The organism is Mesorhizobium sp. M0145 (assembly GCF_040322355.1).
Lineage (GTDB): Bacteria > Pseudomonadota > Alphaproteobacteria > Rhizobiales > Rhizobiaceae > Mesorhizobium.
In genome coordinates this window covers 166894-189494 of the sequence record NZ_JAMYTK010000010.1, presented here as the reverse complement: position 1 = coordinate 189494, position 22601 = coordinate 166894, and the positions used below count along the sequence as shown (strand labels likewise).

Genomic DNA, 22601 nt, shown 5'->3' with positions numbered 1-22601 from the left:
CAAGCCGTCGAAAACTGCTTTCCCGGCCTTCAAAAAAGCCCCATTAACTCACCAACCAGGATTTCGCTTCCCGTGCAAAGCCCTCACAAGGGGAGAAGGAAGAAGGAGCGGCGCTGGCCCCGACAATTGGTCGTCTGCAAGGCTACGCCTCGAGCCAAACCTTCTCGAAATGCTGCTCGAGCGACTGGTGCTGCTCGCAGCCATGCACGCCCTTGCGGTAGGTGCGGTAGACCGAGCGCCAGTAGGGCTGGATGATGATGCCGGAATCGCGGAGATTCTGTTCGATCTTGGCCATGAGCTCCTTGCGGGCGCCGGGATCGGGCATCGCCAGCGCCTTGTCGAGCAGACTGTCGAATTCCGGATCGGCGTAGGCGCTCTCGTTCCATGCGGCGCCAGACTTATAAGCGAGTGCCAGCACCTGGACGCCGAGCGGCCGGCCGAGCCATTCCGTGCAGGAGAAAGGATATTTGCTCCAGTCGTTCCAGAAGGTCGCGGCCGGCAGCACGGTGCGCTTGATTTTCAGCCCGGCCTCGCGCATCTGCGCGGCGATGGCGTCGCCGGTGCTCTTCTGCCAGTCGACGTCGACCGAGATGAGTTCGTATTCGTGGTCGGCCTTGCTGGCCTCGGCGAGCAGGGCCTTGGCTTGATCAATGTTGCGGACGGCCGGGCCGATATCGGCATATTCGGGATGCATCGGCCCGACATGATGGTTCTCGGCAGGCTTGCCGCGGTTGTCCATGCCGATCTTCAGCACGGCGGCATTGTCGACGGCAAGTTGGGCGGCGCGCCGCACCTTGATGTCGTCATAGGGCGGGTTGCCGACGTTGAAACGCGCCACGATGGTCGAACCGGTGGCGATCTCGGAATTGCTCAGGCCCATGGACTCGGTCTGCGCAACCGTATCGGAGGCGGTTTCGTGGTCGGTGTCGATCTCGCCCGATTCGAAGGCCGACAGCATGGCGTTGGGGTCGGAGCCGTAGTCGACCCATTTGATGCCGTCGAGGTAGAACTCGCCCTTCCACCATGGCTTGTCCTTGCGGCGGACTTCGGCGCCGACCTCGGCGTCCCATGCCACGAGTTCGCAAGGCCCGGTGGTGATCGCCAATGCCTTCAGCGGATCGCCGTCGCCTTCATAGCTGCGGTGCATGATCAGCGCCGGATAGTCGGCCATGCCGGCGATCAGCGAAATGTCGGGCTTGGGCAAATTGAGCCGGACGGTGAAATCGTCGACGCGCTCGATGCCGCCGTCGACGGCCTTCTTGGTATCGGTGTTGACCAGTGCGCCCATGCGCGCGGCCACCGAATTGCCGGCGACGGACGCATCGCACCAGCGCGTCAGATTGTGGATCACGTCGTCGGCGTTGAAGGTGTCGCCGTTCGACCAGGTGATGCCCTTGCGGACATGCAGCGTCAGCACGCGGGCGTCGTCGCTGGTTTCCCAGCTCTCGAGCAGCCATGGCTCGAAGGTGAAGTCGCGCTTCCAGCGCACCAAATATTCGTTGCACTGGCGGGCGACGTTGGACATCTCGACGCCGTCGAAGGTGCGCGGATCCTTCCAGCCCTTGACGTTCATGGCGACGCGCAAGATGCCGCCGCGCTTCGGCTCCTCGGCCCTGGCCGGTGACGGCGCAAGCCCGCCGAGCGCCAGCGCGCCGGTAGCGCTGACGCCGAGCGCAGCCATGGTGGCGAGATATTCGCGCCGGTTCATCTGGCCTTTCTTGAAGCCATCGGCGACGGGCTCGGCCTGCGGATGCAGTTTTCGATCGGTCAGCATGAACTTCATTGTCGTCATTCCCCTGTTGTTGGGCACCTCTGCCGATCGCCAAACGCGGGGGACGGATGCGATCGCCGGAGCGCCATTGCCTCGGGGATGATAGGGCGAGCTCCCGTGGGGGAGTGTTCGGACTTCCGCAGTTCTTGTGCGCTGTTCCGCAAACGGAAGGTCCCCCTCACCCGGATTGCCAACCGAATTACGAAGAGCAATACGGGGCAATCCGAGCTCTCCCCCGGGGGGAGAGGAGGTCGCCAGCGTTGATGCCAGCCTCTTCTCCCCAGCGGGGAGAAGGTGGACGCGAAGCGGCCGGATGAGGGGGCCTTCGCAACCTCAGTAAGGCCAGTCGCCTTTGCCGAGCGCGGCGATGGCCGCAATGATGCGCCCGAAGGCTTCGCCGGCTCGCGGCACGGTCTCGCGGGCGCGTAGAAAGCCATGCACGAGGCGCGGCTCCTCATGCCACCAGGCGCGACCGCCGGCGGCCAGGATGCGGTCGCGATAGGCCTCGCCTTCCGAGGACAGCGGGTCGCATTGCGCGGTGACGATGACCGTCGGCGGCAGCCCGGAGAAGTCGGTGTCGCTGAGCGGCGAAAAGGTCGGGTCGTCCTGCGACTGTCCCTTCGCCGACCGGATCTGGCGATAGAACTCGATGTCGCGCAACGTCAGCAGCGGCGCTTCGGCGTGCTCGACACAGGAGCCGGCGCTCTCTTTGCCAACTGGTTCCGGGCCGCCGAGCTCGGGATAGATCAGCACCTGGCCGATCGCATGGCGAGGATGGCGGCGTGTCGCCTGTGCCACCGCAGCGGCCAGATTGCCGCCGGCGCTTTCGCCGCAGAGCACTATCGGCAGGCCGGCCGTCGCCGTCGCCCATTCGAATACGGCCAGCGCATCGTCGAAGGCGGCCGGATGCAGATGCTCGGGCGCCAGCCGGTAATCGGCGGACAGCACGGCAAAGCCGGTGCCGGCGCATATCTCGGCGCAGGTGTCGTCATGGCTGTCGAGCCCGCCAAGGACGAAGCCGCCGCCGTGATAATAGACAACCATCGCTTGCGGCGCCGTGCCCGCCATCTGGTAACGCCGGACCGGGATCGCACGGTCGCCGGCAGGAACCGCGCTGTCGCTGGCCTTGACGCCGGGTGGATAGGGCTCGCGAAACGCCCGGCACATGGCATCATAGACCGCCCGCTGCCTGTCGATCGGCATGTAGACGATTTCGGGCGGATACCACTCGTTGACCCGATCGATATAGGCCCACAGCTCCGGATCGAGCAGCGTTTGGTATTTTCCGCGCCCTCTCGTTCCGGGTCGCTCGGCCTCGGTGATCATCGCTGCGCGATCCCGCTCAGAGCTCGGCGTAGAGCCGGGCAGCATTTTCATAGCTGAAGCGCAGCGGCACCGAGCCCTCGACCTGCCAGGCTTCGACCGTCTCGCCTGCCAGCAGCCGGCAGGCGCCGTCGGTGGTGGTGACGGCACCGCCATAGAGCCGGTTGGCAAGGTTGAGGATGGCCGTCTGGTGCATCGCCGTGCTGCCGCTGCCGCAGGCATCCTTGACCAGCAGCACTCGAAACCCGAGCGCCACCGCATCCTTGACGGTGGCATCGATGCAGGCCTCGGTCCAGACGCCGGCAACGACCAGCCACTCGATGCCGTCGGCCTTCAGCCGCTCGGCGGCAGGCCCCGTGCGGAAGGCGCTGGCATCGGTCTTGACCAGCATCATCTCGCCTGTCGCCGGGCCCACTTCCGCGCAGATCGCAGTCAGCGGATCGTCCTTGTCGGAAAACGCCGACTTGCCGCTGGCCTCGACCGGGTGGAGCGGCCGCGCCGTGGCGAGATCGACGATATAGGCCCAGTGGTAAAGGGGCACATTGTTGGCCCGCGCCGCCTCCTGCAGCCGCTGGACGTTGGCGAGGATGTCGCCATAGCCTTCGACCAGATAGCGCTTGTCCCGCCGATGCTCCTCCTGGAGATCGATGAACACCGCCGCCACCTTGCCGCGCTTGATCGAGATCGGGCTTTTCATGCAAAACTGCCTGTCAACACTCAAACATGCCTGTCAAGGAAAACATCCTCATAGGGGAAGCGCGACAGGAGCTCGGTGCCGGTCTCGGTGATCAGGATCTCGTCTTCCAGCTTGACGCCCTCGCGGCCGCCCTTCTCGCCGATATAGCTTTCGACGCTGACCACCATGCCGGGCACGATGACCCCGTCGCGGCCATAGGTCTCGTAGTCCATGGCGTGCGCTATGAACGGCGTTTCGCCATGCATGCCGACGCCGTGCATGACCGAGGTATAACGCTGGTCGACGAAGCGGTCCGGTATCTTCCAGGCCCTTTCGGCAATCTCGCGAAACGCCATGCCCGGCTTGACGACCCCGATATTGTGCTGAACCTGGTCGTGCGCCATGCGGTAGAGCGACTTCTGATAGTCCGTCGGCTTGCCCGGTCCGCAACGGAAGGTGCGCGAAAAGTCCGAATAATAGCCGTAGCAGCCGATCGTATCGGTATCGAGCGCCAAGAGTTCGCCCGGCCTGATCTTGCGGCCGCTCGCCTCGTTGAACCACGGATTGGTGCGCTGGCCCGAGGTCAGCAGCCGGGTCTCGATGAACTCGCCGCCTTGCCGGATCACCTCACCATACATGATGGCGAACAGCTCGTTTTCGGAAACGCCAGGCTTGATCGCCTCGCGCACCGCATAGACCGCAGCCTCGGCACCAGCCATCGACACCTGCAGGCATTTTACTTCCTCGGGCGTCTTGACCGCGCGCACCGCCAAAATCTCGCCCTGGCAATCCCGCACCTCGCAGCCGCGCTTTTCCAGCGCCAGTGCCTGCAGATGGCTGCAGCGGTCAAGGCCGAGCTTCATCGAGCCGCCGCCATGCGCCTTGAGCAATTCGGCGATCTCATCGGCGAACGGGCCGGCGGTCTCGTCGTCGCGGCCTGACACCGATGACCAGACCAGCTTGGACGGACGCGCCTCGTCGATCGTGTCGAGCACCATCGAGACATGGTAGCTCTGCGGATATTCGAACAACACGATCGGCCCTTCGGTGGGGATGAAGAAGTAGCGCGTCGAGTTGCGCAGGAAATAGCCGAACATGTTGCGCGAGCCGGTGGCGTAGCGCTGGTTGTAGGGGTCGAACAAAACGACGCCGCCATAGCCGGCCTCGCGCATCCAGGCGCGCAGCCTGGCCAGCCGGCCCTTGCGCAGCGCGTCGGCGTCGATGAAGGACGGCTCGGTGTCCGACAGCCACATGCCGCCGGCCGGATCCGCCGCCGCCGGATGGCGCATGCGGTCCTTGAAGTCGACATCCTCGGTGCTGTCGGGGTCAAAAACGACGATGCTCATGGGTGCCTCCTGGAAGCGGCGAGGATGGGCTATGCGCCGCGTAGAGGCTGTGCGAGATGCCGCATATGTTGTGCCGGATGCCGCAGCCCCGACGCGCCGGCGATCCTTCGCGCCCCTCTCTGTCCTGCCGGACATCTCCCCCACGAGGGGGGAGATCGGCAGCTTCGCCGATGGCGCTACTCTCGCGATGTTGGCAATTGGCGAAAGCGGAGGCGACGGCCAATCTCCCCCCTTTGTGGGGGAGATGCCCGGCAGGGCAGAGAGGGGCGCTGTCCCGCCAACATCCGAAATACCTAATGCCTCCGCATCACCTTCGGCGCATGGCCATGCTCCTCCCGGAACGCCCGCGCAAAGCTCGACATCGAGGCGAAACCGCAGGCCAGCGCGACGTCGCGCACCATCAGCGTCGAATGCGCCAAGAGGTCGGCGGCACGCTTCAGCCGCAGGCGGCGGTAATAGCCGTTGGGCGAGATACTGAGTTCGGAGCGGAAATTGCGTTCGAGCTTATCGGAGGAGACACCAAGTCGCCCCGCCAGTTCCGCCATGCCGAGCCGCTCCTCCACCGCATCCTCCATGATGGCGATGGCCGACAGCACCAGTTCGTTCTGCACGCCGGTCCGCAGCCTGAGCGGCATCAGCTTGCGGTCGACGCTGGAGCGTAGCGGGCTGTGCACAAACCATTCGGCGACGCCGGCGGCCAGTTCGGCGCCATAATCGCTGGTGATGATCTCCAGCATCATGTCGAGGCTGCCGACGCCACCGGCCGAAGTGAAGCGCTTGCGGTCGATGACATAGAGATCGCGCCTCAGCTCGATATCCGGAAACGCTTCGGTGAAGGCAGCCTGGCTGGTCCAGTGCAAGGTGCAGGCATGACCGTCGAGCAGGCCGGCCCGAGCCAGGAAGAAGGCGGCATCCGCCACCGCACCGATATGGGCGCCGTCGCGCAGGCTCCTGCGGATCCAGCTCACCGCATCGTGCGCGACGAGATGATCGGCATCGCCGCCCGAGCAGACGACGACGCGATCGACCTTCGGCGCGTCATGGGCGGCAAAGCCGGGCTGGATGACGACGCCGTTCGAGGCCTCCACCGGGCCTTCGGCGGCGCCGACGATGATCCAGCGGTACCAGTCCCGCTTGGCCAGCACGTTCGCCGCGCGCAGCGGCTCGATCACCGAGCTGAACGCCATCATCGGAAAGCCGGGGAAAACCAGCACGGCGAAGGTGAGGGGCTCGGTAGGTTTGGGTGCGTCGCGCGTGGCCATGGGGGTCCGGAGCCGGGAGGGTTGCGGCGCTACAATTCGGGCAGATGGGGCTTGGGGTCAACGGGGTTGGCGTGATCACGAAGCGCCGGCGCTGCCCCTCACCTGCCTGCCGGCATCCTCTCCCCGTATAGTGACGGGGAGAGGAGCGCTCTCATCGACGGGTTCGCCAATCGCCAACATTGCAAAGAGAGCGGCGGCGTTGCGGCCATTTCCCTTCTCCCCGTCCCTATACGGGGAGAAGTGCCCGGCAGGGCGATGAGGGGCAGCGCCAACATTGGCGGTCGATCGCCTTTGGTCGGGCGCTTTCTAACTCGCCAGCGCCTGATCCAGATCCGCGATCAGATCGTCGCCGTCCTCGATCCCGGCCGACAACCGCACCAGCGAATCCGAAATCCCGATCTCGGCGCGTTTTTTCGCCGGGATCGAGCCGTGCGTCATCAGCGCCGGGTGCTCGATCAGGCTTTCGACGCCGCCGAGGCTTTCGGCCAGCGTGAACAGTTGCGTATGTTCGAGGAAGCGTTTGGTGCCGGCGAGGTCGCGGTCGAGCTCGACCGTGATCATGCCGCCGAAGGCGTGCATCTGCCGCCTGGCGATGGCGTGCTGCGGGTGGCTGGGCAGGCCGGGATAGATGACACGGCGGATGTCGGGACGGGTCTCCAGCCAGTGCGCGATCTTCTGGCCGTTCGACGAATGACGCTCCATCCTCAGCGCAAGCGTCTTCAGTCCGCGCAGCGCCAGGAAACTGTCGAACGGCCCTGAAATGGCGCCGATGGCGTTCTGCAGGAATTTCAGCCGGTCGGCGAGATCCTTGTTGTCGCCGACCACGGCGACGCCGCCGACCATGTCGGAATGGCCGTTGAGGTATTTCGTCGTCGAATGGACCACGATGTCGATGCCGAGCTCCAGCGGCCGCTGCAGATAGGGGCTGCAGAAAGTGTTGTCGGCGACTGAGAGCACGCCTTTGCGCCTGGCAAGTGCTGCGACGCCTTCGAGGTCGACGACACGCAGCAGCGGGTTGGTCGGCGTCTCGACCCAGAGCATTTTGGTTTCCGGGCGGATCGCCGCCTCGACCGCGGCAAGGTCGGTGAAGTCGACGAAGTCGACCTGCAAATTGGCCGAGCGCTTGCGCACCCGTTCCAGCAACCGGAACGTGCCGCCATAGATGTCGTCGGTCGCGACGATATGCGCGCCTGAATCGAGCAATTCGAAAATGGTTGCGATCGCCGCCAGCCCCGAAGCGAAGGCGAAGGCGGCTGTGCCGCTTTCGAGGTCGGCCACCGCGCGCTCGAAGGCGAAGCGGGTCGGGTTCTGGCTGCGGGCATATTCAAAGCCCTTGTGCACGCCCGGGCTCTGCTGACCGTAGGTCGAAGTGGCATAGATCGGTACCATCACCGCGCCCGTCGTCGGGTCGTGGCTCTGGCCGCCATGGATGGTGCGCGTCGAAAAGGCGAGGCGGTTTTTGCCCGATACGGTGGCTTTGACGGTCATCGGGCGCGCCTCAGATGGTTGATCAGGTCGATGCGTGTTATCAGGCCGATGAATTCGTCGCCATCGAAGACGATGGCGACCTCGTTGCGATCGAAGACCGGCAGCAACGCGTCCAGCGTCTGGCTGGCTTGCAGCGTGTGCAGGGTAGAGGTCATAGCCGTACTGACCGGGGCCTTGAAGCGGTCCCAGCGGCTGTCATAGGGGCCTTCGACCTTGGCGAGGATATCGCTTTCGTCGATGATGCCGACGAGCTTGCCCTCGTCCAGCACCGGCAGCTGCGAGACATCCGATCGGCGCATGCGGCCATAGGCGTTGAGCAGGCTTTCGTCCGGGCCGACGGACACGACATCGCCGGTGCGGAGCGTGCGCATGACCAGGTCGCGCAGGTCGCCATGCTGCTCCTGCTCGGCCAGGCCCTGCTCGACCAGCCAGAAATCGTCGAAGACTTTCGACAGGTACTTGTTGCCGCTGTCGCAGACGAAGGTAACGACGCGCTTCGGCACGGTCTGCTCGCGGCAATAGCGAAGCGCTGCCGAAAGCAGCGTACCGGACGACGAGCCGGCGAGAATGCCTTCCTTCGAAAGCAGGTCGCGCACCGCAAGCATGCTCTGCTTGTCGGGGATGGAATAGGCCTTCCTGACCAGCGACAGATCGGCATTGGGCGGCACGAAATCCTCGCCGATGCCTTCGACGGTCCAGCTTCCGGCCTCTACCATCTTGCCGGTCTTGATCAACGGGGCCAGCACCGAGCCGACCGGATCGGCCAAAATCATCTCGGTCTTCGGCGAGACTTTCGCAAAATAGCGGCCAAGCCCGGTCAGCGTGCCGCCGGAGCCGACGCCGACGACCACCGCATCGACATCGCCTCCGAGTTGTTGAAAGATTTCCGGCCCGGTCGTGGTTTCGTGGGCCAGCGGATTGGCCGGGTTGGCAAACTGGTTGGCGTAGAAGGCGCCGGGCAACTCGGCGGCGATCTTTTCGGCCATGTCCTGATAATATTCGGCATGGCCCTTGCCGACATCGGAACGCGTCATGCGCACTTCCGCGCCGAGCGCCCGCAGATGCTGGATTTTTTCGCGCGACATCTTGTCGGGCACGACGAGGATGATGCGGTAGCCCTTGGGGATGCCGACCTGGGCGAGACCAAGACCGGTATTGCCGGCGGTCGCCTCCACGATCGTCCCGCCGCGTTTCAGTTTGCCCTGTTTTTCGGCGGCGGCAATCATCGACAGCGCGATGCGGTCCTTGATCGAGCCACCGGGATTCTGGCTTTCGAGCTTGATGAACAGCCGGCACTTGCCGATGTCGAATTTGGTCAGCTCGACGACCGGTGTCTGCCCGATCAGGTCGAGAACCGAGGCATAGGGCGGGCGCAGGCGGGACGATGCATCGTCTGGTGCCACGATCTTGTGCTTGCTCATGTCAGATACTCCGTTGCCAGAATGAGCAACCGCCCTGGAAGACGGCAACCTACCGTCTTTTCCAGCCGTTTGCAGTTGGAAAGAAGATAGATCGTGCCAATCCGGCCGCCAGCAGGGGAATGGAATTTCGCGAACGCTTCGCCGGCCTGCAGGCAGGGCAAAAGATTTGCAGAACCCGCTTAGGGTTCAGGCGATCGCCGCCTGGGCTTCGATCTCGATCAGAAAATCCGGATTACCGAGGCCGGCGACGCGCAGCACCTTGATGATCGGCGGCGCGCCACGGTTTGCCCAGAAGGCCATCCAGGCGCCGAAGGCCGGCCCTATGTCCAGGTCGCCGGCGATATAGACCGAGAGGCTGACGAGGTCTTCAGGCTTTGCCCCACCGGCTTCGAGCACCTTTGCCAGGTTGGAAAGCGCCTGAGCGGTCTGTGCAGGGAGATCGTCCCTGGCGACGATCCGGCCTTGCGCGTCGACGCCATTCTGGCCGCCGACCAGCACGATGCGCGCGGATGCCGGCAGCGACACGCCTTGCGAATAGGCCGGGTTGCTGTGCATGCCCTCGGGGTTCAGCCTCACCGCGCTTTTCCTCCTCAGCGAAAAATACCCTGCGGCCGTTTCAACGCACCATCTCGTTCGTTGCGGCTGCCGATTCCGCCATGCTACCCGGCGCTGGGCGAACAGCAATGCAAGGAATGGCCGATGAAGATTCTTGCCTATGACAATTTCAAGCCCGGCGTCACGCTCGACGATTTGCGGCCTTATCTGCGCGACGAAGTGTCGAATGTCTGGCGGCTCTGGAAGGCGGGGATCGTGCGCGAGAATTATGCGCGCGGCGATATTGGCGGCGTCATCATCGTCTTCGAGCTCGACAGCGTCGCGGAAGCGAGGCGCTACACCGAGGACTTCCCGCTGTCCAAGGCCGGGATGCTGGAATGGCACTTCATCGCCTTCGACGCGCCATTGCCGCTGGAATTCCTGTTCGACCCGACGGTCGATATCGCCAAGCCATGGGACCGGACGGCGGCATGATCCGGTCGAGCGACGGGATCGAAATTTCGGCCAGCCTGGCTGAGTGGTGCGATCCGCGCCGCACGGCGCTGGTGGTCTACGATATGCAGGTCGGCATCTGCCGCCAGGTGGCCGGCGCCGCGACCATCGTCGAGTGTACCGGCACGGTGCTGGAAGCGGCGCGCGGGGCCGGAATGCGGGTGGCGTTCACGCGCCATCTGTCGCTGCCGCGCAAATGGATGGGCGCGACGCAGCTGCGCACCGCCATGGCCTGGCAGCGGCGCGACAGCCCCGACATGGTCGAGCCGTGGTTCCCGCGCGACGCCGAAGCGACGCGGATCGTGCCCGAGCTGGAACCCCGCGATGACGAGGCGGTGTTCGACAAGCTCACGATGTCGGCCTTCGATTCCACCGCGCTCGGCTTTGCCTTGCGCGATTGCGGCGTGCGCACGATAGCGCTCGCTGGCATCGCCATGGAGATCGGCATCGAGCCGACCGTTCGCCAGGCGACCGACAATGGCTTCGTCGCCATGGTAATCGAGGACGCCTGTGGCTTCGGAAACCGCGAAGCGCGCGACCGCTCGATGGCGACGCTACGCTTCCTCGGCGAAGCCGTCGTCACCGACGTCGCAGGCTTCTGCAGTGCGCTTGCCGGCGCGGGTTGAGGGCAATCGGCTTGCCGCGCGACCCACCGTTTCACGGCAACGCCGAACCGCTCCATCGCTTTGTCTTCACACATTGCGGACGGAAAACCGCTCCGCGCTTTTCCCGGAATTGATCTAGGTGGTGGCTGCGCTGTCGGTGCGAAAACGCACGCCCTCGGCGCGGCCGTGCACGCTGCCCCAGTCGTAGAGCGCCTGGAGCGCGGCGGCGAGATCTTCACCGCGCCCGGTCAAGGCATAGCGCCCCTTGCCGTCTGGCGAGGTCTCGAGCGTGACGAAGCCGATCTCGACAAGCTCGGCCAGGCGCTGCGTCAGCATCTTGTCCGAGAGTGAGGGGATCAGCCGGCGCAGGTCGGAATAGCGCATCGGCTGTTCCTTGATCCGCGCCAGGATCACCGTCTTCCATTTGCCGCCGAGCGCGTCGAGCGCGAACTCGACCGGACAGCCGTACAGTCTTCCGCGTTGGGTCATGCGCCAATGCTAGGCAAGGCACGGTGACAACGGAAGCAGAATTTGCCCGGTCATCTGGCCAGGGTCGCAGCTCACGGCCTGGCCGGCTACAAAATCCATAGAGGAGAACGAAGACGAGCGTCCGCGACACCAATCCGGTCAATGCGAGACAGCCGAAACGTGTGGCGTCATCGCCAACCCGGCTGTCTCGACCACCACGGGCTGGACGGTCGGCTTCTGGTGGAGCGAACTCCCGCACCCTTGGTTCGCCTTCACCGAACGAGGCTATGAGGTCGAGATCTTTTCACCCGGCGGCAGGTGTCCTGCGTCCGGAATTGCGTCAAGACAAAGGGGCCTCATCCGAGTAAGCGCTTGCTTAGCCGCGCACACTGCACGCGAATATCGGGAATGGCGTCGATTTCGAAGAAGGTGCCGCGCGTCAGTGGCCCGACGGCGAGGATCTTGGCGGATACCGTGCCGTCGCCGGCGATGACCTCGCAGTTCGCGGTCACGTCGAGGCCGAGGCGCAGCGGATCCGGCCGTGCCAGCCCACGCTCGACCAGCGACCGCACCACGCTGTTCGAGGTGGTCGAGATGTCCCTGGCGATCCCTGTGCAATCATAGATGCGAGCAAAGTCGAACCTTTCGAGGTGCTGCGTGTGGCGCGACTGGACCTGTACGCTGAAGCCGTCGCCGGCGGCGATCTCGACGACGCGCCCGGCGACAAGGCGGATGCGGCCCGCTTGCACCGCCTCGGCAACGCGAGCGTAGACTTCAGGCGCCATGCGGTGGCGGTGGATGTCCCACCAGGCTTTGGTGTGCTCGACGAAGCGGCGCTTGGCCGAGGACGGCCAGTTCTGCCAGATCGTCTGATTGAAGGGTCTCAGACCGTCGACGACGTCGCGCCAGTCGATGCCGGCCTTCTGGTTTTCCCGGATCAGGTCGCGGAACCAGCCGACGAAATAGGAAAGCTGGGTGCCGAGCGGAATGTCGGCAACGTCGAGCTTGATCGGATTGCCCTTGCGATGCGGCGAAGGCAGCAGGCCGCGCCGAGACACCGCGACGATCGCGCCGCGGTGGCCGCGCTGCTCGAGCGACAGGAAGGCATCGACCATGCTCAAGCCCGTGCCCAGCACCAGGACTCGGGCTTCGGGGTCGAGCGCAGTGTCCGCCTCGGATCCCATCCTGATCGCATGCCCCTGCCCCGCCCCCGGCTCTTCGTCGTGGCCGGTGGCGAGCACGGCAAGATGCGCAACCACGCTGGTGCCGTTGGCCAGCGCCACTTCGACACCTGACGCGGTCGGCGAGATCGACAGGCTCTCCTCGCGGATCAGGCGCAGCCGGCCCGTCTGCTGCTCACGCGCCTCGAGCTCGTCGAGCAACTCCTTGAGATAGCGGGCGTAGACGCTGCGCGGCGCATAGACCGGCGCCTGTTCCGGCGTTGCCAGGCCGCGTTCAAGCAGCCAGCGCGAGAAATTGCCGGGATCATCGGCATAGGCGCTCATGCCCAACGCGCTGACATTCAGCACATGCGCCGACAGCAGCGTTGAATAGGCCATGCCTTGCCCAAAATGCGGGCGTTTTTCGATCAGGGTGACACGTAGATCGGGATTGGGCGACTTCAGCAGATGCGCGGCAAGCACGACGCCGCTGGCACCGCCGCCGACAATGATGATCGAACTTGGCGTAGCGCGCCCGGTCATACGCAAACCAGCTGTCCTGGCGATCGTCGCCAGCTCAGGAGAGATTGGTTCAGGCCTGGATTTTTAATGCCGCCGAAAAATCCTCGTCGCCGGCGATGTCGCGCATTTCGGCGAGGCTGCGCTGGTCCAGCACCTCGGCGATGGCCTGCCGGACCTCGAGCATCAGGTGTCGGACTTGGCATGTCGCCTCGTTGCAGTCTTCGCAGCGCTGATACTGGGTGCGGCTGGCGCAAGGAATGGGGGCAAGCGGTCCGTCGAGCACGCGCACGACGTGGCCGACCTTGATCTCGTCCGCCGGGCGTGCCAGCCGGTAGCCGCCCTCCTTGCCCTTGCGGCTCTGAACGAAACCGGCATTGCGCAATTCGCCAAGGATGGCATCGAGGAACTTCTTCGGAATATTGTTTCCTGTGGCGATGTCGTTGACGAAGGCGAGCTGTCCAACCGGGAGGCGTGCCAGATGGACGAGCGCCTTGAGGCCGTATTTACCTTTTTTCGTGAGCATAACCCGAACGTTTCTCTGTCATGCGATGGCGCAAGGCCACCGGTTGCGAAACGCCTGGCGTGCCTCCCCGCCGCGTCCAAGCTGTCACTACAGATAAATTCTAGTGACATGATATACAAGCCGAGAAACGTTGATTTTGCTTCGTTTTCACGCCGCAATGGCCATTTTGGCCGGGGCTTGTGCTTTTGGAAGCACAGAAGCCGCCGCCAATGGCGTACCGCCAAACTGGCCGGCGGCAGGAATGTCCCCATCGGCGAGAATACCGACAGCAGTTTCTGCCCCTGAATTTGAAGGCCAAAGCATGCCGCGCGCGACAACAAGGAGGGTGGCGTCGCTCATCGTCCTCTCCAATCCTTCAATGTCGATAAGGATACTAGACTTAACCGCGAACACAGGGAACTTGTTTCCAATTTCTTGGCTACTCGCAGCATGGTTTGCCGATGCAGGGGCGAAAACGGGAAAATCCTTGGTGCGCGCATGGACGACGTGGAAGAGGTTCCCCGGGCAAGGACGATGGTTCTCACCGGGCCGTCCCGTCACCCAGAAGCGTGCGAATGTGCAACTGCCATAGCCAGATGACTTTTTCTAACAAGACCGAACCGATTGGAAGGATTTAACTCTACAAGAACGATAGAGTTAGGTGACTATGAAACGCAATCCGGGTTTTTCTCGTTTTCCAAGGAGCCTTTCATGTCCACCATTTCGCGACGTATCGTTCTCTTGTCCTCGGCGGCCTTGGCTGGTGCGGCCTTTCTCGGCCCAGCCGATGCGCAGGACCTCAAGATCACTATCGGCTACCAGACGGTCGTCGAACCCTCGAAGGTGCCGCAGGCCGACGGCGCCTATGAGAGCGCGACCAAGTCGACAATCGACTGGCGGAAATTCGATTCCGGCGCCGACGTGATCGCGGCGATCGCTTCCGGTTCGGTCGACATCGGTTATGTCGGCTCGAGCCCGCTGGCGGCGGCGGCGAGCCACGAGCTTCCCATCCAGACAATCTTCATTGTCGGGCTGATCGGCGAATCCGAAGCCCTTGTCGCCCGCAACGGCGCCGGCATCGAGAAGGCCGCCGACCTTGCCGGCAAGAAGGTGGCGGTGCCCTTCGTTTCGACGACGCATTACAGCCTGCTTGCCGCGCTGAAGCATGAGGGTGTCGACCCGAAGTCGGTCGATATTCTCAATCTGCGGCCACCGGAGATCGCGGCGGCATGGGCGCGCGGCGACATCGACGCCGCCTATGTCTGGGATCCGGCACTCGGCCAGATCAAGACGACGGGCAAGGTCGTGCTGGATTCCTCCCAGGTCGCCGCCTGGGGCGCGCCGACCTTCGACGCCTGGATCGTGCGCACCGACTTCGCCGAAAGGAACCCGGAAGCGGTGCGCGACTTCGTCAAAGTGACGGGCGCTGCCTATGCCGACTTCCTGGCCAAGCCGGATCAATGGTCGGTGTCCTCGCCGCAAGCGGCCAAGATTGCCAGGATCACCGGGGCCAAGCTCGAAGACGTGCCGCAACTGCTGAGGGGCTATGTCTTCCCGACGCTCGAGGAGCAGGCCTCGGACAAGTTCCTCGGTGGCGGCACGGTCAAGGCGGTCGAGGCGACATCGGCCTTCCTCAAGGAGCAGGGCAAGATTGACGCCGTGCTGCCGGATTATTCGAAATACGTGTCGTCGAAATATGTCAGCGAAGCGCTTGCCTCGAACTGACGCCAACGCGCGCGGTTCTCCTTCCCTGACGCCGCGTGCTCCCTGCCCCGAACCGCTTGCGAGGAGCGGCTTCGGGGCAGACAGATTCGGAATATCGGCGAGGTTCCCATGACGCATCTCGTGCTCGACAAGGTCTCGGTCCACTATGACGGTCAGCCGGCGCCGGCGGTCGAAAATGTGTCGATTGAAATCGCCAAGGATGACTTCGTTGTCCTGGTCGGCCGCTCCGGCTGCGGCAAGACCTCGTTGCTCAACGTCGCTGCGGGCTTGGTCGAGCCTGTGCGCGGACGCGCCACGATTGGCGGCAGGCCGGTCACGGCGCCAGGCTCTGACCGCGCCGTCGTGTTCCAGAACGACGCGCTGTTTCCGTGGCTGACCGCGCGGGAAAATGTCGCCTTTGCGCTCAGGCTGCGCGGTGTCAGGGCGGCTGAACGGGCGCGGCGCGCCGACAAGCTTCTGGCCCTGGTGAAGCTCGACGGCGCCGGCGATAAGCGCATCTGGGAGCTTTCCGGCGGCATGCGCCAGCGGGTCGGCCTGGCCCGGGCGCTGGCGGCCGAGCCGCAATTCCTGCTGCTCGACGAGCCGCTGGGCGCGCTCGATGCGCTGACACGCGAACGCATGCAGACAACGCTGCTCGATCTGTGGACGGCAAGCCAGGTCGGCGTGCTGATGGTCACGCACGGCATCGACGAAGCGCTGGTTCTTGCCACCCGCATCATTGTGCTCGCTCCCGGCCCTGGCCGGGTGGTGCGGAGTTTCGAGACCGGCTTCAGCCGGCGCTATGCAGCCGGCGAGGCCATTCGCAGCATCAAGGCCGATCCCGCCTTCGCCGCGGCGCGCGGCGAGCTGACCGACGCGATCTTCGAAGGGGAGGCAGCATGACCGTTACCTCCTATACCGAGCGGCCGCAGCGCTCCAAGGTCGACGACGGAGCCGACGGGTTGTCGGTGCCATGGTCGCGGCCGCGGCCGAGACGCAGCCGCGTTTCGGCCCGCGTGGTCAGCGCAATCACCATTCTGGTGGTGCTGGCGGCGTGGACGGTATCGGCCCGCCTGCAATTGGTGTCGCCGGTTTTCCTGCCGTCGCCTGTCGCAGTCTGGAACAAATTTGTCGTCGTCGCCCGTGACGGCTTTGTCGACGCGACGCTGCTCCAGCATATTGCCGCCAGCCTGTGGCGGGTGTTTGCAGCGCTGATCGCGGCCGTTTTCGTCGGCGTTCCCATCGGGCTGGCTATCGGCATCAGCACGATCGGGCGCGGCATCTTCGATCCGCTGCTCGAATTCCTGCGGCCGATCCCGCCGCTGGCCTATCTGCCGCTGATCATTATCTGGTTCGGCATTGGCGAGCCGTCCAAGATCCTGGTGATTGGCATTGCGATGCTGGCGCCGGTTGCGCTGTCGACGGCATCGGGTATTCGCGGCGTCTCGCAGGAACGCATCAATGCAGCGCGCTCACTTGGCGCCACGCAGCGCCAAGTGATCAGGCACGTGATCCTGCCCAGCGCGCTGCCCTCGATCCTGACCGGTCTGCGCATCGCGCTTGGCGCCGGCTGGTCGACGCTGGTTGCCGCCGAGCTGGTGGCCGCGACGCGCGGGCTCGGCTTCATGATCCAGTCCGCTGCCCAGTTCCTCGTCACCGACGTGGTGGTGATGGGCATCCTGGTGATCGCGGCCATTGCCTTCGTGCTTGAATTCATCATCCGCAGGATCGAGCGGGTGCTCGTCCCGTGGGCAGGGCGGGAGTGACCGACGATGCCCCATTCCACCGCTGTACTGTTTGCGCATTTCGGCCATTGGCTCCGCCTGATCAAGGCCGGAGACAAACAGCCGCCTGACGGCGAACGCAAAACGCCGACGCCGGTGCATCTGGACGCGGAGCGCAACCGCCTGCCACCGCGCGACGAAAGTTTCTACTGGGGCTGGCAATACTGGTCGCGGTGACCGACTGCCACGGTCCGCTGTGTGCTGCTCCGGCGAATGCCTGAGCATCGACGCCTGCTCAACCACGCGAGCGGTTCGCCCAGGCCAGCCCGGCCAGGCCAACCAGCGCGGTGACGATGCCGACATAGAGCCATTGCGACAGGCCGGTCATGAAGCTGCCACCGATAAGGCCGATGCCTTGCAATGACCACAGCACGCCGGTGGCGAGCACAATCAAGGCCAGCAGATTTTTGATCAATCTCATTGCTGAAACTCCTTTCCAAGTCGATCGTCAGCCGCGTTCCGGCCGGAATGGAACAGCTAAAAGAAGCGGTTCGGTCACGCCAACTTCTACTTAGATGCTAACCTCTGATCCTGCGCAAGACATGCGGAGATCGGTGCAAAGATCATCAAAGAAGCTGTGTCGTGCTGCGGCAAATCTCTGACAAATTGTTTCGCGCCGACTCCAAACGTGTAACATTGCCATGGAACCGACAGATCATTGCCGCATTTGCTGCCTCATTCGCCCCTAACCGCCGCGGGTCTGTCAACGGAGCCAGTCCCCAACACATGAACAAAAGCAACCGGACCGCGCTCGTCGCGGCCATGATCGCGGCTGGCCTGATGGTCGGCGCATCCACTGCCAGCGCCGCCGCGCAGTGCGGCCGTGCCTCCTGGTACTCACTGCATTCCAGAACCGCTTCCGGTGAACGCATGAACCCGTCGGCGCTGACCGCAGCGCATCGCAGCCTGCCGTTCGGCACCAGGCTGAAGGTGACCAACCGCAACAATGGCCGCAGCGTCGTCGTGCGTATCAACGACCGCGGCCCGTTTATCAGGGGCCGGATGCTCGATCTGTCGAAGGGCGCCGCCAGCCAGCTTGGCTTCATCAGCTCGGGCCACACCGCTGTCTGCATGGCACGGGTCTAACGGCCGCCACGGCCGGACACCGCCTCCGACGCTCGTCCCCAATAGCCGTGCTGCTTGCCAGGCCTTCGCAGGTGCACATTGAGCCGGCTGTTGCCGTTCCAGGCGGATTCTCAACGCCTTGGACGAAAGAACGAGGATAAATCACGCAAGTTGACGTATTGCATCGCAGCAGATTGTTGCTAACTTCCCCGCAAGGCATTCAAGGCTCGGCGCTGCTCGTCGGCCCTTCGATCGCAGTCGGCAGCGGGGTTCTCGATGTTCTACCAGCTCTACGAACTGAACCACGCCGCCTTGCAGCCGGCGCGCCTCTATGCCGATGCGGTGCGCCTGTTCTACTCCAATCCGCTCAATCCGGTCTCACACACGTCCTGGGGCCGCTCGGTTGCGGCAACGGCCGAACTGTTCGAGCGCACGACGCGCCGCTACGGCAAGCCGCAATTCGGCCTGACCAAAACCGTGGTCGACTGGAAAACCGTCGAGGTCAGCGAACGCACCGTCTGGTCGCGGCCGTTCTGCAACCTGGTCCGTTTCGAGCGCGCGGTTCCGGCTGGGCGCCGGCCGGATCCGAAGCTGTTGATCGTCGCGCCGATGTCGGGCCACTACGCGACGCTGCTGCGCGGCACGGTGGAGGCGATGCTGCCCTATGCCGACGTGCATATCACCGACTGGGTCGACGCCCGCATGGTGCCGCTGGCCGACGGCAGCTTCGATCTTGACGACTATATCGACTACATCGTCGACATGCTGCATGCGCTGGGCCCCGACACCCATGTGATGGCGGTGTGCCAGCCTTCAGTGCCGGTGCTGGCGGCGGCGGCACTGATGGAAGCCAAGGGTGATCCGTTCGTGCCCTCGACGATGACGCTGATGGGCGGCCCCATCGACACGCGCCGCAACCCGACGGCGGTCAATCTGCTGGCGCAGGAAAAGGGCATCGACTGGTTCCGCGACAACGTCATCATGCGCGCGCCCTGGCCGGTGCCGGGTTTCGGCCGCGAGGTCTATCCTGGCTTCCTGCAGCTTTCGGGGTTCATGAGCATGAACCTCGACCGCCACATCATCGCCCACAAGGACTTCTTCATGCATCTGGTGAAGCATGACGGCGACAATGCCGAGAAGCACCGCGAGTTCTACGACGAATATCTGGCGGTGATGGATCTGACGGCGGAATTCTACCTGCAGACCGTCGACACCGTGTTTGTCCGCCAGGCCTTGCCCAAGGGCAAAATGACGCATCGCGGCGTGGCGGTCGACCCTTCGGCGATCCGCAATGTCGCCCTGTTCACGGTCGAGGGCGAGAACGACGACATCTCCGGCCTTGGCCAGACCAAGGCTGCGCACGACCTGTGCATCAACATCCCGGCCGACAGGCACGCCCATTACATGCAGCCGGCGGTCGGCCATTATGGGGTGTTCAACGGCTCGCGCTTCCGCTCCGAAATCGTGCCGCGCATCGTCGATTTCATTACCAGCTACGGCCGTCAGAATCGGGTTGCGGTGAAGCCCAAGCTGGTCAGGACCGGCAAGAAATAGGCGACCAGTGATGATGCCCGTCAATCCGCATCAGGTCGGTCAATGCCAAAATCATCGGCTGGCGGGGCCGTGCGGCCGGTCGACCTGTTGCACAATAGTCGCGTTGGCGCCACGCGGGTAACCATGCCGCAAAAATCAATCCATCCTCATAATTGACACGGACTGTAAATACCCCTTAACGTTTCGTTAACAACAAGGGACAAGCGGGGACAATGATTTCCTCACCAATGGCGAGAACGCTGCGCCTGTGCGCGCTGGCTGGACTTACTGTGGCGGCAGGTTGGGCCGGTTCGGCCTCGGCGGCCAGCCCGATGATAACAGGTGGCCCGACCTCGCAGCCGATCGGCCATTATGATTTCTGCAAGAGCTACGCGTCCGAATGCTCGATCCGCCCGAAGGATCTGTCGCCCGCCAGCCTGACAGGCTCGCTGTGGCGCAAGCTGCTCAGCGTCACGGCAAAGGTCAACGCCGCCGTCAAGCCGGAGAGCGACTTCGACATCTACGGCAAGGACGAGGTCTGGGCCTATCCCGACAAGGGTGTCGGCGACTGCGAGGACTATGTCCTGGAAAAGCGCCGTGAGCTGAACCGGCTTGGCGTCTCGTTTGCCGATCTGTTGATGACTGTCGTGCGCAAGCCCGACGGTGAGGGCCACGCTGTGCTGACGGTGCGCACCGACAAGGGCGACTACATCCTCGACAATCTGACCGACCAGGTCCGTTCCTGGGACCAGACCGGCTATCGTTTCCTCAAGCGGCAGGCGATCGACAATACCGGCCGCTGGGTCTCGATCCGCGGCGGCCAGCAGGTGCTGGTCGGCTCGGTCCAGTAACAAGGCAACTCATTTCGGCTGTGCCAGCGCGGCGCGGATCGACGCAATGATGCGGCGAAGCTCGGCTTCGTCGAGCTTTTCGATGTTGTCGGCCAGGAGATTGGCAAGCTCGGTCGCCGCAGGGCTAAGACCCGACGTGTCGAGCTTGACGCGCGGATGCGAGGTTTCGGCCAACCGCGCCAGTTCCTCGGCCTCGTCCCAGATGATGTTGAAATAGCCGATGATCTTCTGGATCAGCGTCCAGCTCGGCGCGCCGCGGCGGCCGTGTTCGAGCGCCGAGAGATAGGCTGCGCTGACGCCGATCGCCTTGGCCATGTCCTTCTGGCTGACGCCGCGCTCGTTTCGCAGCACGCGAAGCTTTTCGCCGAATGGGGTCACAAGCGCACCTTCATGGGTGCATCCTCATAGGTGCGTCCCTCATGGGCATGTCCTCATGAGCGCGCCCGCCGCAAGCGGATATAGAGCGCACCCGAGCCGCCATGTTTGCGGGCGGCATGGTCGTGGCTGGAGACGAGGGGCCGGAAGGCGGGTGTCGACAGCCATGACGGCACGGCGCGCCGCAAGACGCCATCGCCGCCCGACGAGGAACCCTTGCCGGTGATCACGAGGACGTAGCGGATGCCGCCGGCATGCGCCCGGCACAGGAAGGAAAACAGCAGCGAATAGGCTTCGTCCTGGGTCAGGCCATGCAGGTCGACGCGGCCTTCGATCGGCAGCCGGCCCTTCGACAGCTTGTCCAGCGTCGGTTCGTCGAGTGCGTGGGAGACATGCTGCGCCTTCTGCTTTGCGGCCGTGGCAGCATTGCCCGCGACCTGTGCCGGCGGCGGCGCCTGCCTGGTCTCGTCGATCTCCGGCCCAACGTGCGGAATTTCGACGGCGGTTTTGCCCTTGAGCGGCTTTGCCGTGCGCGCCACCAGGTTCCACAGCACCCGGTCGTCCTCGCTCAGCCTGTCGATGCGCCGGGTCATCGGCCTGCTCCTGAAACCAGCGACCGGGGGATCAGCGCATAAAAATCTGCGGCGTTGCGGATAACGCCGGCGATCTCGCCGGCCGCATCGCCCGACCCGGCAAACAGATCACCGCGAGCCGGCCCGGTGATCGCCGAGCCGGTGTCCTGCGCGATCATCAGCCGCCGGAACGGTTTTCCGTCGAAGACGGTCAGCGACGGTGCATCGATATGGAAGGGCGTGCCGAACGTGTGCAGCAGCCGGTCGACGGCGATCGAGCGGCCGGGTGTCAGCGCCACCTTGGCGGCAGCGATCGGGCCGAGCTCTGGGTCGTCGACGCCCATCTCGCGGAAGAAGATGTAGGAGCGGTTGCGCCAAAGGATCTCGTCGACGCGTTCCGGATGCGCCTTGAACCAGGCACGGATCGACTGCATCGTCACTTTCTCCAGCGGGATCTCGCCTTCCTCGCTCAAGATCTTGCCCGGTCCGGTAAAGCGCTGGCCGGATTTGGCGGCATAGGTGATGCGGCGAAGCCTGCCGTCGGTCATCTTGAGCCGCGCCGCACCCTGCACGTGGATGAAGAAGGCGTCGACCTTATCGGCGAGCCAGGCGATTTCCAGCCTTTTTCCGGCAAGCGCGCCGCATTCGATCTCGCCGCGGTCGAAATATTCGACCGGGCCGTTCGGCGCCGCACGTGCGAAGGCGAGATAAGGATCCATGCCGGAAGGACGATTGCCGTCGTCGACGTCGACAAGATCGGCCGGGCGCGACAGCAACGGCACCGAAAACCGTTGCGTGCGTACCGGCGAGGCTTCGACCTCCGGCTCGTAAAAGCCGGTGACCAGGCCGGGACCACCACCTTCGGCATCGATACGGGCCGGCACGAAGTGGCGCTCGAAAAAGCTTCGGGCCTGCAACCGATTCGCCGGCGAAACGGTGCGCGCTTCGGCATAGGCGTCGGCAAAGCCATTGTAATCGACGCCGAGCGCGCCGGAGCGGTAGGGTTTCGTCAGGATATGAAAGGCCGAGCGGCGAAAGGCGTCAAAGGCAGGGAGATGGTCGTCCTCGCCCCAGCCCGGCAATTCGCCAAAGGATTTTTCGCTGAAGGCTCGAGAAAGCGACACGA

Annotated in this window: 25 protein-coding genes; 9 read left to right on the top strand and 16 right to left on the bottom strand. The window is 64.1% G+C overall.

The genetic code is table 11. The features are described from left to right. Nucleotides 1-142 precede the first annotated feature (142 nt). The 8 genes from NKJ28_RS17040 to NKJ28_RS17005 all read right to left on the bottom strand — a co-directional run bounded on the left by NKJ28_RS17040 (nucleotide 143) and on the right by NKJ28_RS17005 (nucleotide 9863). On the bottom strand, nucleotides 143-1783 hold the full coding sequence (locus tag NKJ28_RS17040) for an ABC transporter substrate-binding protein (protein ID WP_352636505.1): 1641 nt from the start codon (nucleotides 1781-1783) through the stop codon (nucleotides 143-145). A gap of 321 nt (nucleotides 1784-2104) precedes the next feature. Further along, entirely contained in the window at nucleotides 2105-3097 is a 993-nt protein-coding gene (locus tag NKJ28_RS17035) for an alpha/beta hydrolase (RefSeq protein ID WP_352570150.1), read from the bottom strand. A 16-nt stretch (nucleotides 3098-3113) separates the two neighbouring features. Further along, nucleotides 3114-3791, bottom strand: a complete 678-nt coding sequence (locus NKJ28_RS17030) for an isochorismatase family protein (RefSeq protein ID WP_352570148.1) — start codon at nucleotides 3789-3791, stop codon at nucleotides 3114-3116. A gap of 20 nt (nucleotides 3792-3811) precedes the next feature. Continuing rightward, on the bottom strand, nucleotides 3812-5116 hold the full coding sequence (locus NKJ28_RS17025) for a M24 family metallopeptidase (protein ID WP_352570146.1): 1305 nt from the start codon (nucleotides 5114-5116) through the stop codon (nucleotides 3812-3814). A 293-nt stretch (nucleotides 5117-5409) separates the two neighbouring features. After that, nucleotides 5410-6378: a GlxA family transcriptional regulator gene (locus NKJ28_RS17020; RefSeq protein WP_352570144.1), complete on the bottom strand. Its 969-nt coding sequence runs from the start codon at nucleotides 6376-6378 to the stop codon at nucleotides 5410-5412. Between the two features lie 306 nt (nucleotides 6379-6684). Further along, nucleotides 6685-7866, bottom strand: a complete 1182-nt coding sequence (locus NKJ28_RS17015) for a cystathionine gamma-synthase (protein ID WP_352570142.1) — start codon at nucleotides 7864-7866, stop codon at nucleotides 6685-6687. Further along, nucleotides 7863-9287 carry a pyridoxal-phosphate dependent enzyme gene (locus tag NKJ28_RS17010; protein WP_352570140.1) on the bottom strand — a complete coding sequence of 475 codons (1425 nt, stop codon included), beginning with the start codon at nucleotides 9285-9287 and terminating at the stop codon, nucleotides 7863-7865. The genes NKJ28_RS17015 and NKJ28_RS17010 overlap by 4 nt, the downstream gene beginning before the upstream one ends. Nucleotides 9288-9473: 186 nt before the next feature. Beyond that, nucleotides 9474-9863, bottom strand: coding sequence for a RidA family protein (locus NKJ28_RS17005; protein ID WP_352570138.1), 390 nt, complete (start codon nucleotides 9861-9863; stop codon nucleotides 9474-9476). A gap of 123 nt (nucleotides 9864-9986) precedes the next feature. On the opposite strand from NKJ28_RS17005, the gene NKJ28_RS17000 reads away from it, so the two are divergent. Both NKJ28_RS17000 and NKJ28_RS16995 read left to right on the top strand, forming a co-directional pair. Continuing rightward, nucleotides 9987-10316, top strand: coding sequence for a hypothetical protein (locus NKJ28_RS17000; protein WP_352570136.1), 330 nt, complete (start codon nucleotides 9987-9989; stop codon nucleotides 10314-10316). Then, nucleotides 10313-10960: a cysteine hydrolase family protein gene (locus tag NKJ28_RS16995; protein WP_352620881.1), complete on the top strand. Its 648-nt coding sequence runs from the start codon at nucleotides 10313-10315 to the stop codon at nucleotides 10958-10960. Before NKJ28_RS17000 ends, NKJ28_RS16995 begins: the two co-directional genes overlap by 4 nt. Nucleotides 10961-11074: 114 nt before the next feature. Here NKJ28_RS16995 and NKJ28_RS16990 read toward each other — a convergent pair whose 3' ends face one another. From NKJ28_RS16990 to NKJ28_RS16975, 4 genes are all read right to left on the bottom strand, one after another. Beyond that, on the bottom strand, nucleotides 11075-11428 hold the full coding sequence (locus tag NKJ28_RS16990; protein WP_023675899.1) for a winged helix-turn-helix transcriptional regulator: 354 nt from the start codon (nucleotides 11426-11428) through the stop codon (nucleotides 11075-11077). Nucleotides 11429-11763: 335 nt separating this feature from the next. Continuing rightward, nucleotides 11764-13110, bottom strand: a complete 1347-nt coding sequence (locus NKJ28_RS16985) for an FAD/NAD(P)-binding protein (RefSeq protein WP_352620883.1) — start codon at nucleotides 13108-13110, stop codon at nucleotides 11764-11766. 49 nt (nucleotides 13111-13159) lie between these two features. Further along, entirely contained in the window at nucleotides 13160-13612 is a 453-nt protein-coding gene (locus NKJ28_RS16980) for an RrF2 family transcriptional regulator (protein WP_023675902.1), read from the bottom strand. Nucleotides 13613-13759: 147 nt separating this feature from the next. After that, complete coding sequence (locus NKJ28_RS16975; RefSeq protein WP_352620885.1) at nucleotides 13760-13951, bottom strand: hypothetical protein; 192 nt, start codon at nucleotides 13949-13951, stop codon at nucleotides 13760-13762. 351 nt (nucleotides 13952-14302) lie between these two features. Here NKJ28_RS16975 and tauA point away from each other — a divergent pair, with 351 nt between their 5' ends. From tauA to NKJ28_RS16955, 4 genes are all read left to right on the top strand, one after another. Next, on the top strand, nucleotides 14303-15316 hold the full coding sequence (gene tauA / locus NKJ28_RS16970; RefSeq protein WP_352570126.1) for a taurine ABC transporter substrate-binding protein: 1014 nt from the start codon (nucleotides 14303-14305) through the stop codon (nucleotides 15314-15316). A gap of 108 nt (nucleotides 15317-15424) precedes the next feature. Then, nucleotides 15425-16198 carry a taurine ABC transporter ATP-binding protein gene (locus NKJ28_RS16965; protein ID WP_352575414.1) on the top strand — a complete coding sequence of 258 codons (774 nt, stop codon included), beginning with the start codon at nucleotides 15425-15427 and terminating at the stop codon, nucleotides 16196-16198. Next, a complete protein-coding gene (locus NKJ28_RS16960; RefSeq protein ID WP_352636504.1) occupies nucleotides 16195-17061 on the top strand; it encodes an ABC transporter permease subunit in 867 nt (288 codons plus the stop codon). Before NKJ28_RS16965 ends, NKJ28_RS16960 begins: the two co-directional genes overlap by 4 nt. A gap of 6 nt (nucleotides 17062-17067) precedes the next feature. Next, a complete protein-coding gene (locus NKJ28_RS16955) occupies nucleotides 17068-17256 on the top strand; it encodes a hypothetical protein (RefSeq protein WP_023675907.1) in 189 nt (62 codons plus the stop codon). 58 nt (nucleotides 17257-17314) lie between these two features. Here the strand turns inward: NKJ28_RS16955 and NKJ28_RS16950 are convergent, their stop codons facing one another. Beyond that, nucleotides 17315-17500: a hypothetical protein gene (locus NKJ28_RS16950; protein WP_352636503.1), complete on the bottom strand. Its 186-nt coding sequence runs from the start codon at nucleotides 17498-17500 to the stop codon at nucleotides 17315-17317. Nucleotides 17501-17805: 305 nt separating this feature from the next. On the opposite strand from NKJ28_RS16950, the gene NKJ28_RS16945 reads away from it, so the two are divergent. The 3 genes from NKJ28_RS16945 to NKJ28_RS16935 all read left to right on the top strand — a co-directional run bounded on the left by NKJ28_RS16945 (nucleotide 17806) and on the right by NKJ28_RS16935 (nucleotide 20528). Further along, nucleotides 17806-18165, top strand: coding sequence for a septal ring lytic transglycosylase RlpA family protein (locus tag NKJ28_RS16945; RefSeq protein WP_352636502.1), 360 nt, complete (start codon nucleotides 17806-17808; stop codon nucleotides 18163-18165). A 255-nt stretch (nucleotides 18166-18420) separates the two neighbouring features. Then, entirely contained in the window at nucleotides 18421-19698 is a 1278-nt protein-coding gene (locus NKJ28_RS16940; protein WP_023675910.1) for a polyhydroxyalkanoate depolymerase, read from the top strand. Between the two features lie 212 nt (nucleotides 19699-19910). Continuing rightward, complete coding sequence (locus tag NKJ28_RS16935; RefSeq protein WP_352453647.1) at nucleotides 19911-20528, top strand: transglutaminase-like cysteine peptidase; 618 nt, start codon at nucleotides 19911-19913, stop codon at nucleotides 20526-20528. Between the two features lie 9 nt (nucleotides 20529-20537). Here NKJ28_RS16935 and NKJ28_RS16930 read toward each other — a convergent pair whose 3' ends face one another. Genes NKJ28_RS16930 through mltA form a run of 3 tightly spaced genes read right to left on the bottom strand, consistent with a single transcriptional unit; the run spans nucleotide 20538 to nucleotide 22599 of the window. Then, the gene (locus tag NKJ28_RS16930) at nucleotides 20538-20906 is read right to left on the bottom strand and encodes a helix-turn-helix domain-containing protein (RefSeq protein ID WP_352570112.1); all 369 of its coding nucleotides are present in this window, start codon (nucleotides 20904-20906) and stop codon (nucleotides 20538-20540) included. A gap of 53 nt (nucleotides 20907-20959) precedes the next feature. Then, a complete protein-coding gene (locus NKJ28_RS16925; RefSeq protein WP_352636501.1) occupies nucleotides 20960-21496 on the bottom strand; it encodes a Smr/MutS family protein in 537 nt (178 codons plus the stop codon). Continuing rightward, nucleotides 21493-22599, bottom strand: a complete 1107-nt coding sequence (gene mltA, locus NKJ28_RS16920) for a murein transglycosylase A (RefSeq protein ID WP_352636500.1) — start codon at nucleotides 22597-22599, stop codon at nucleotides 21493-21495. Before mltA ends, NKJ28_RS16925 begins: the two co-directional genes overlap by 4 nt. Nucleotides 22600-22601: the final 2 nt, after the last annotated feature.

Bases quoted from the DNA above. Each gene is read 5' to 3' on its own strand.
- NKJ28_RS16990 (WP_023675899.1), bottom strand. From the start codon at position 11,428: ATGACCCAACGCGGAAGACTGTACGGCTGTCCGGTCGAGTTCGCGCTC.
- NKJ28_RS16985 (WP_352620883.1), bottom strand. From the start codon at position 13,110: ATGACCGGGCGCGCTACGCCAAGTTCGATCATCATTGTCGGCGGCGGT.
- NKJ28_RS16995 (WP_352620881.1), top strand. From the start codon at position 10,313: ATGATCCGGTCGAGCGACGGGATCGAAATTTCGGCCAGCCTGGCTGAG.
- NKJ28_RS16955 (WP_023675907.1), top strand. From the start codon at position 17,068: ATGCCCCATTCCACCGCTGTACTGTTTGCGCATTTCGGCCATTGGCTC.
- NKJ28_RS17035 (WP_352570150.1), bottom strand. From the start codon at position 3,097: ATGATCACCGAGGCCGAGCGACCCGGAACGAGAGGGCGCGGAAAATAC.
- NKJ28_RS17030 (WP_352570148.1), bottom strand. From the start codon at position 3,791: ATGAAAAGCCCGATCTCGATCAAGCGCGGCAAGGTGGCGGCGGTGTTC.
- NKJ28_RS16935 (WP_352453647.1), top strand. From the start codon at position 19,911: ATGATTTCCTCACCAATGGCGAGAACGCTGCGCCTGTGCGCGCTGGCT.
- NKJ28_RS16980 (WP_023675902.1), bottom strand. From the start codon at position 13,612: ATGCTCACGAAAAAAGGTAAATACGGCCTCAAGGCGCTCGTCCATCTG.
- NKJ28_RS16950 (WP_352636503.1), bottom strand. From the start codon at position 17,500: ATGAGATTGATCAAAAATCTGCTGGCCTTGATTGTGCTCGCCACCGGC.
- NKJ28_RS16940 (WP_023675910.1), top strand. From the start codon at position 18,421: ATGTTCTACCAGCTCTACGAACTGAACCACGCCGCCTTGCAGCCGGCG.
- NKJ28_RS16925 (WP_352636501.1), bottom strand. From the start codon at position 21,496: ATGACCCGGCGCATCGACAGGCTGAGCGAGGACGACCGGGTGCTGTGG.
- NKJ28_RS17040 (WP_352636505.1), bottom strand. From the start codon at position 1,783: ATGAAGTTCATGCTGACCGATCGAAAACTGCATCCGCAGGCCGAGCCC.
- NKJ28_RS17010 (WP_352570140.1), bottom strand. From the start codon at position 9,287: ATGAGCAAGCACAAGATCGTGGCACCAGACGATGCATCGTCCCGCCTG.
- NKJ28_RS16965 (WP_352575414.1), top strand. From the start codon at position 15,425: ATGACGCATCTCGTGCTCGACAAGGTCTCGGTCCACTATGACGGTCAG.
- NKJ28_RS17015 (WP_352570142.1), bottom strand. From the start codon at position 7,866: ATGACCGTCAAAGCCACCGTATCGGGCAAAAACCGCCTCGCCTTTTCG.
- NKJ28_RS17020 (WP_352570144.1), bottom strand. From the start codon at position 6,378: ATGGCCACGCGCGACGCACCCAAACCTACCGAGCCCCTCACCTTCGCC.
- NKJ28_RS16960 (WP_352636504.1), top strand. From the start codon at position 16,195: ATGACCGTTACCTCCTATACCGAGCGGCCGCAGCGCTCCAAGGTCGAC.
- tauA (WP_352570126.1), top strand. From the start codon at position 14,303: ATGTCCACCATTTCGCGACGTATCGTTCTCTTGTCCTCGGCGGCCTTG.
- NKJ28_RS17025 (WP_352570146.1), bottom strand. From the start codon at position 5,116: ATGAGCATCGTCGTTTTTGACCCCGACAGCACCGAGGATGTCGACTTC.
- NKJ28_RS16945 (WP_352636502.1), top strand. From the start codon at position 17,806: ATGAACAAAAGCAACCGGACCGCGCTCGTCGCGGCCATGATCGCGGCT.
- NKJ28_RS16975 (WP_352620885.1), bottom strand. From the start codon at position 13,951: ATGAGCGACGCCACCCTCCTTGTTGTCGCGCGCGGCATGCTTTGGCCT.
- NKJ28_RS17000 (WP_352570136.1), top strand. From the start codon at position 9,987: ATGAAGATTCTTGCCTATGACAATTTCAAGCCCGGCGTCACGCTCGAC.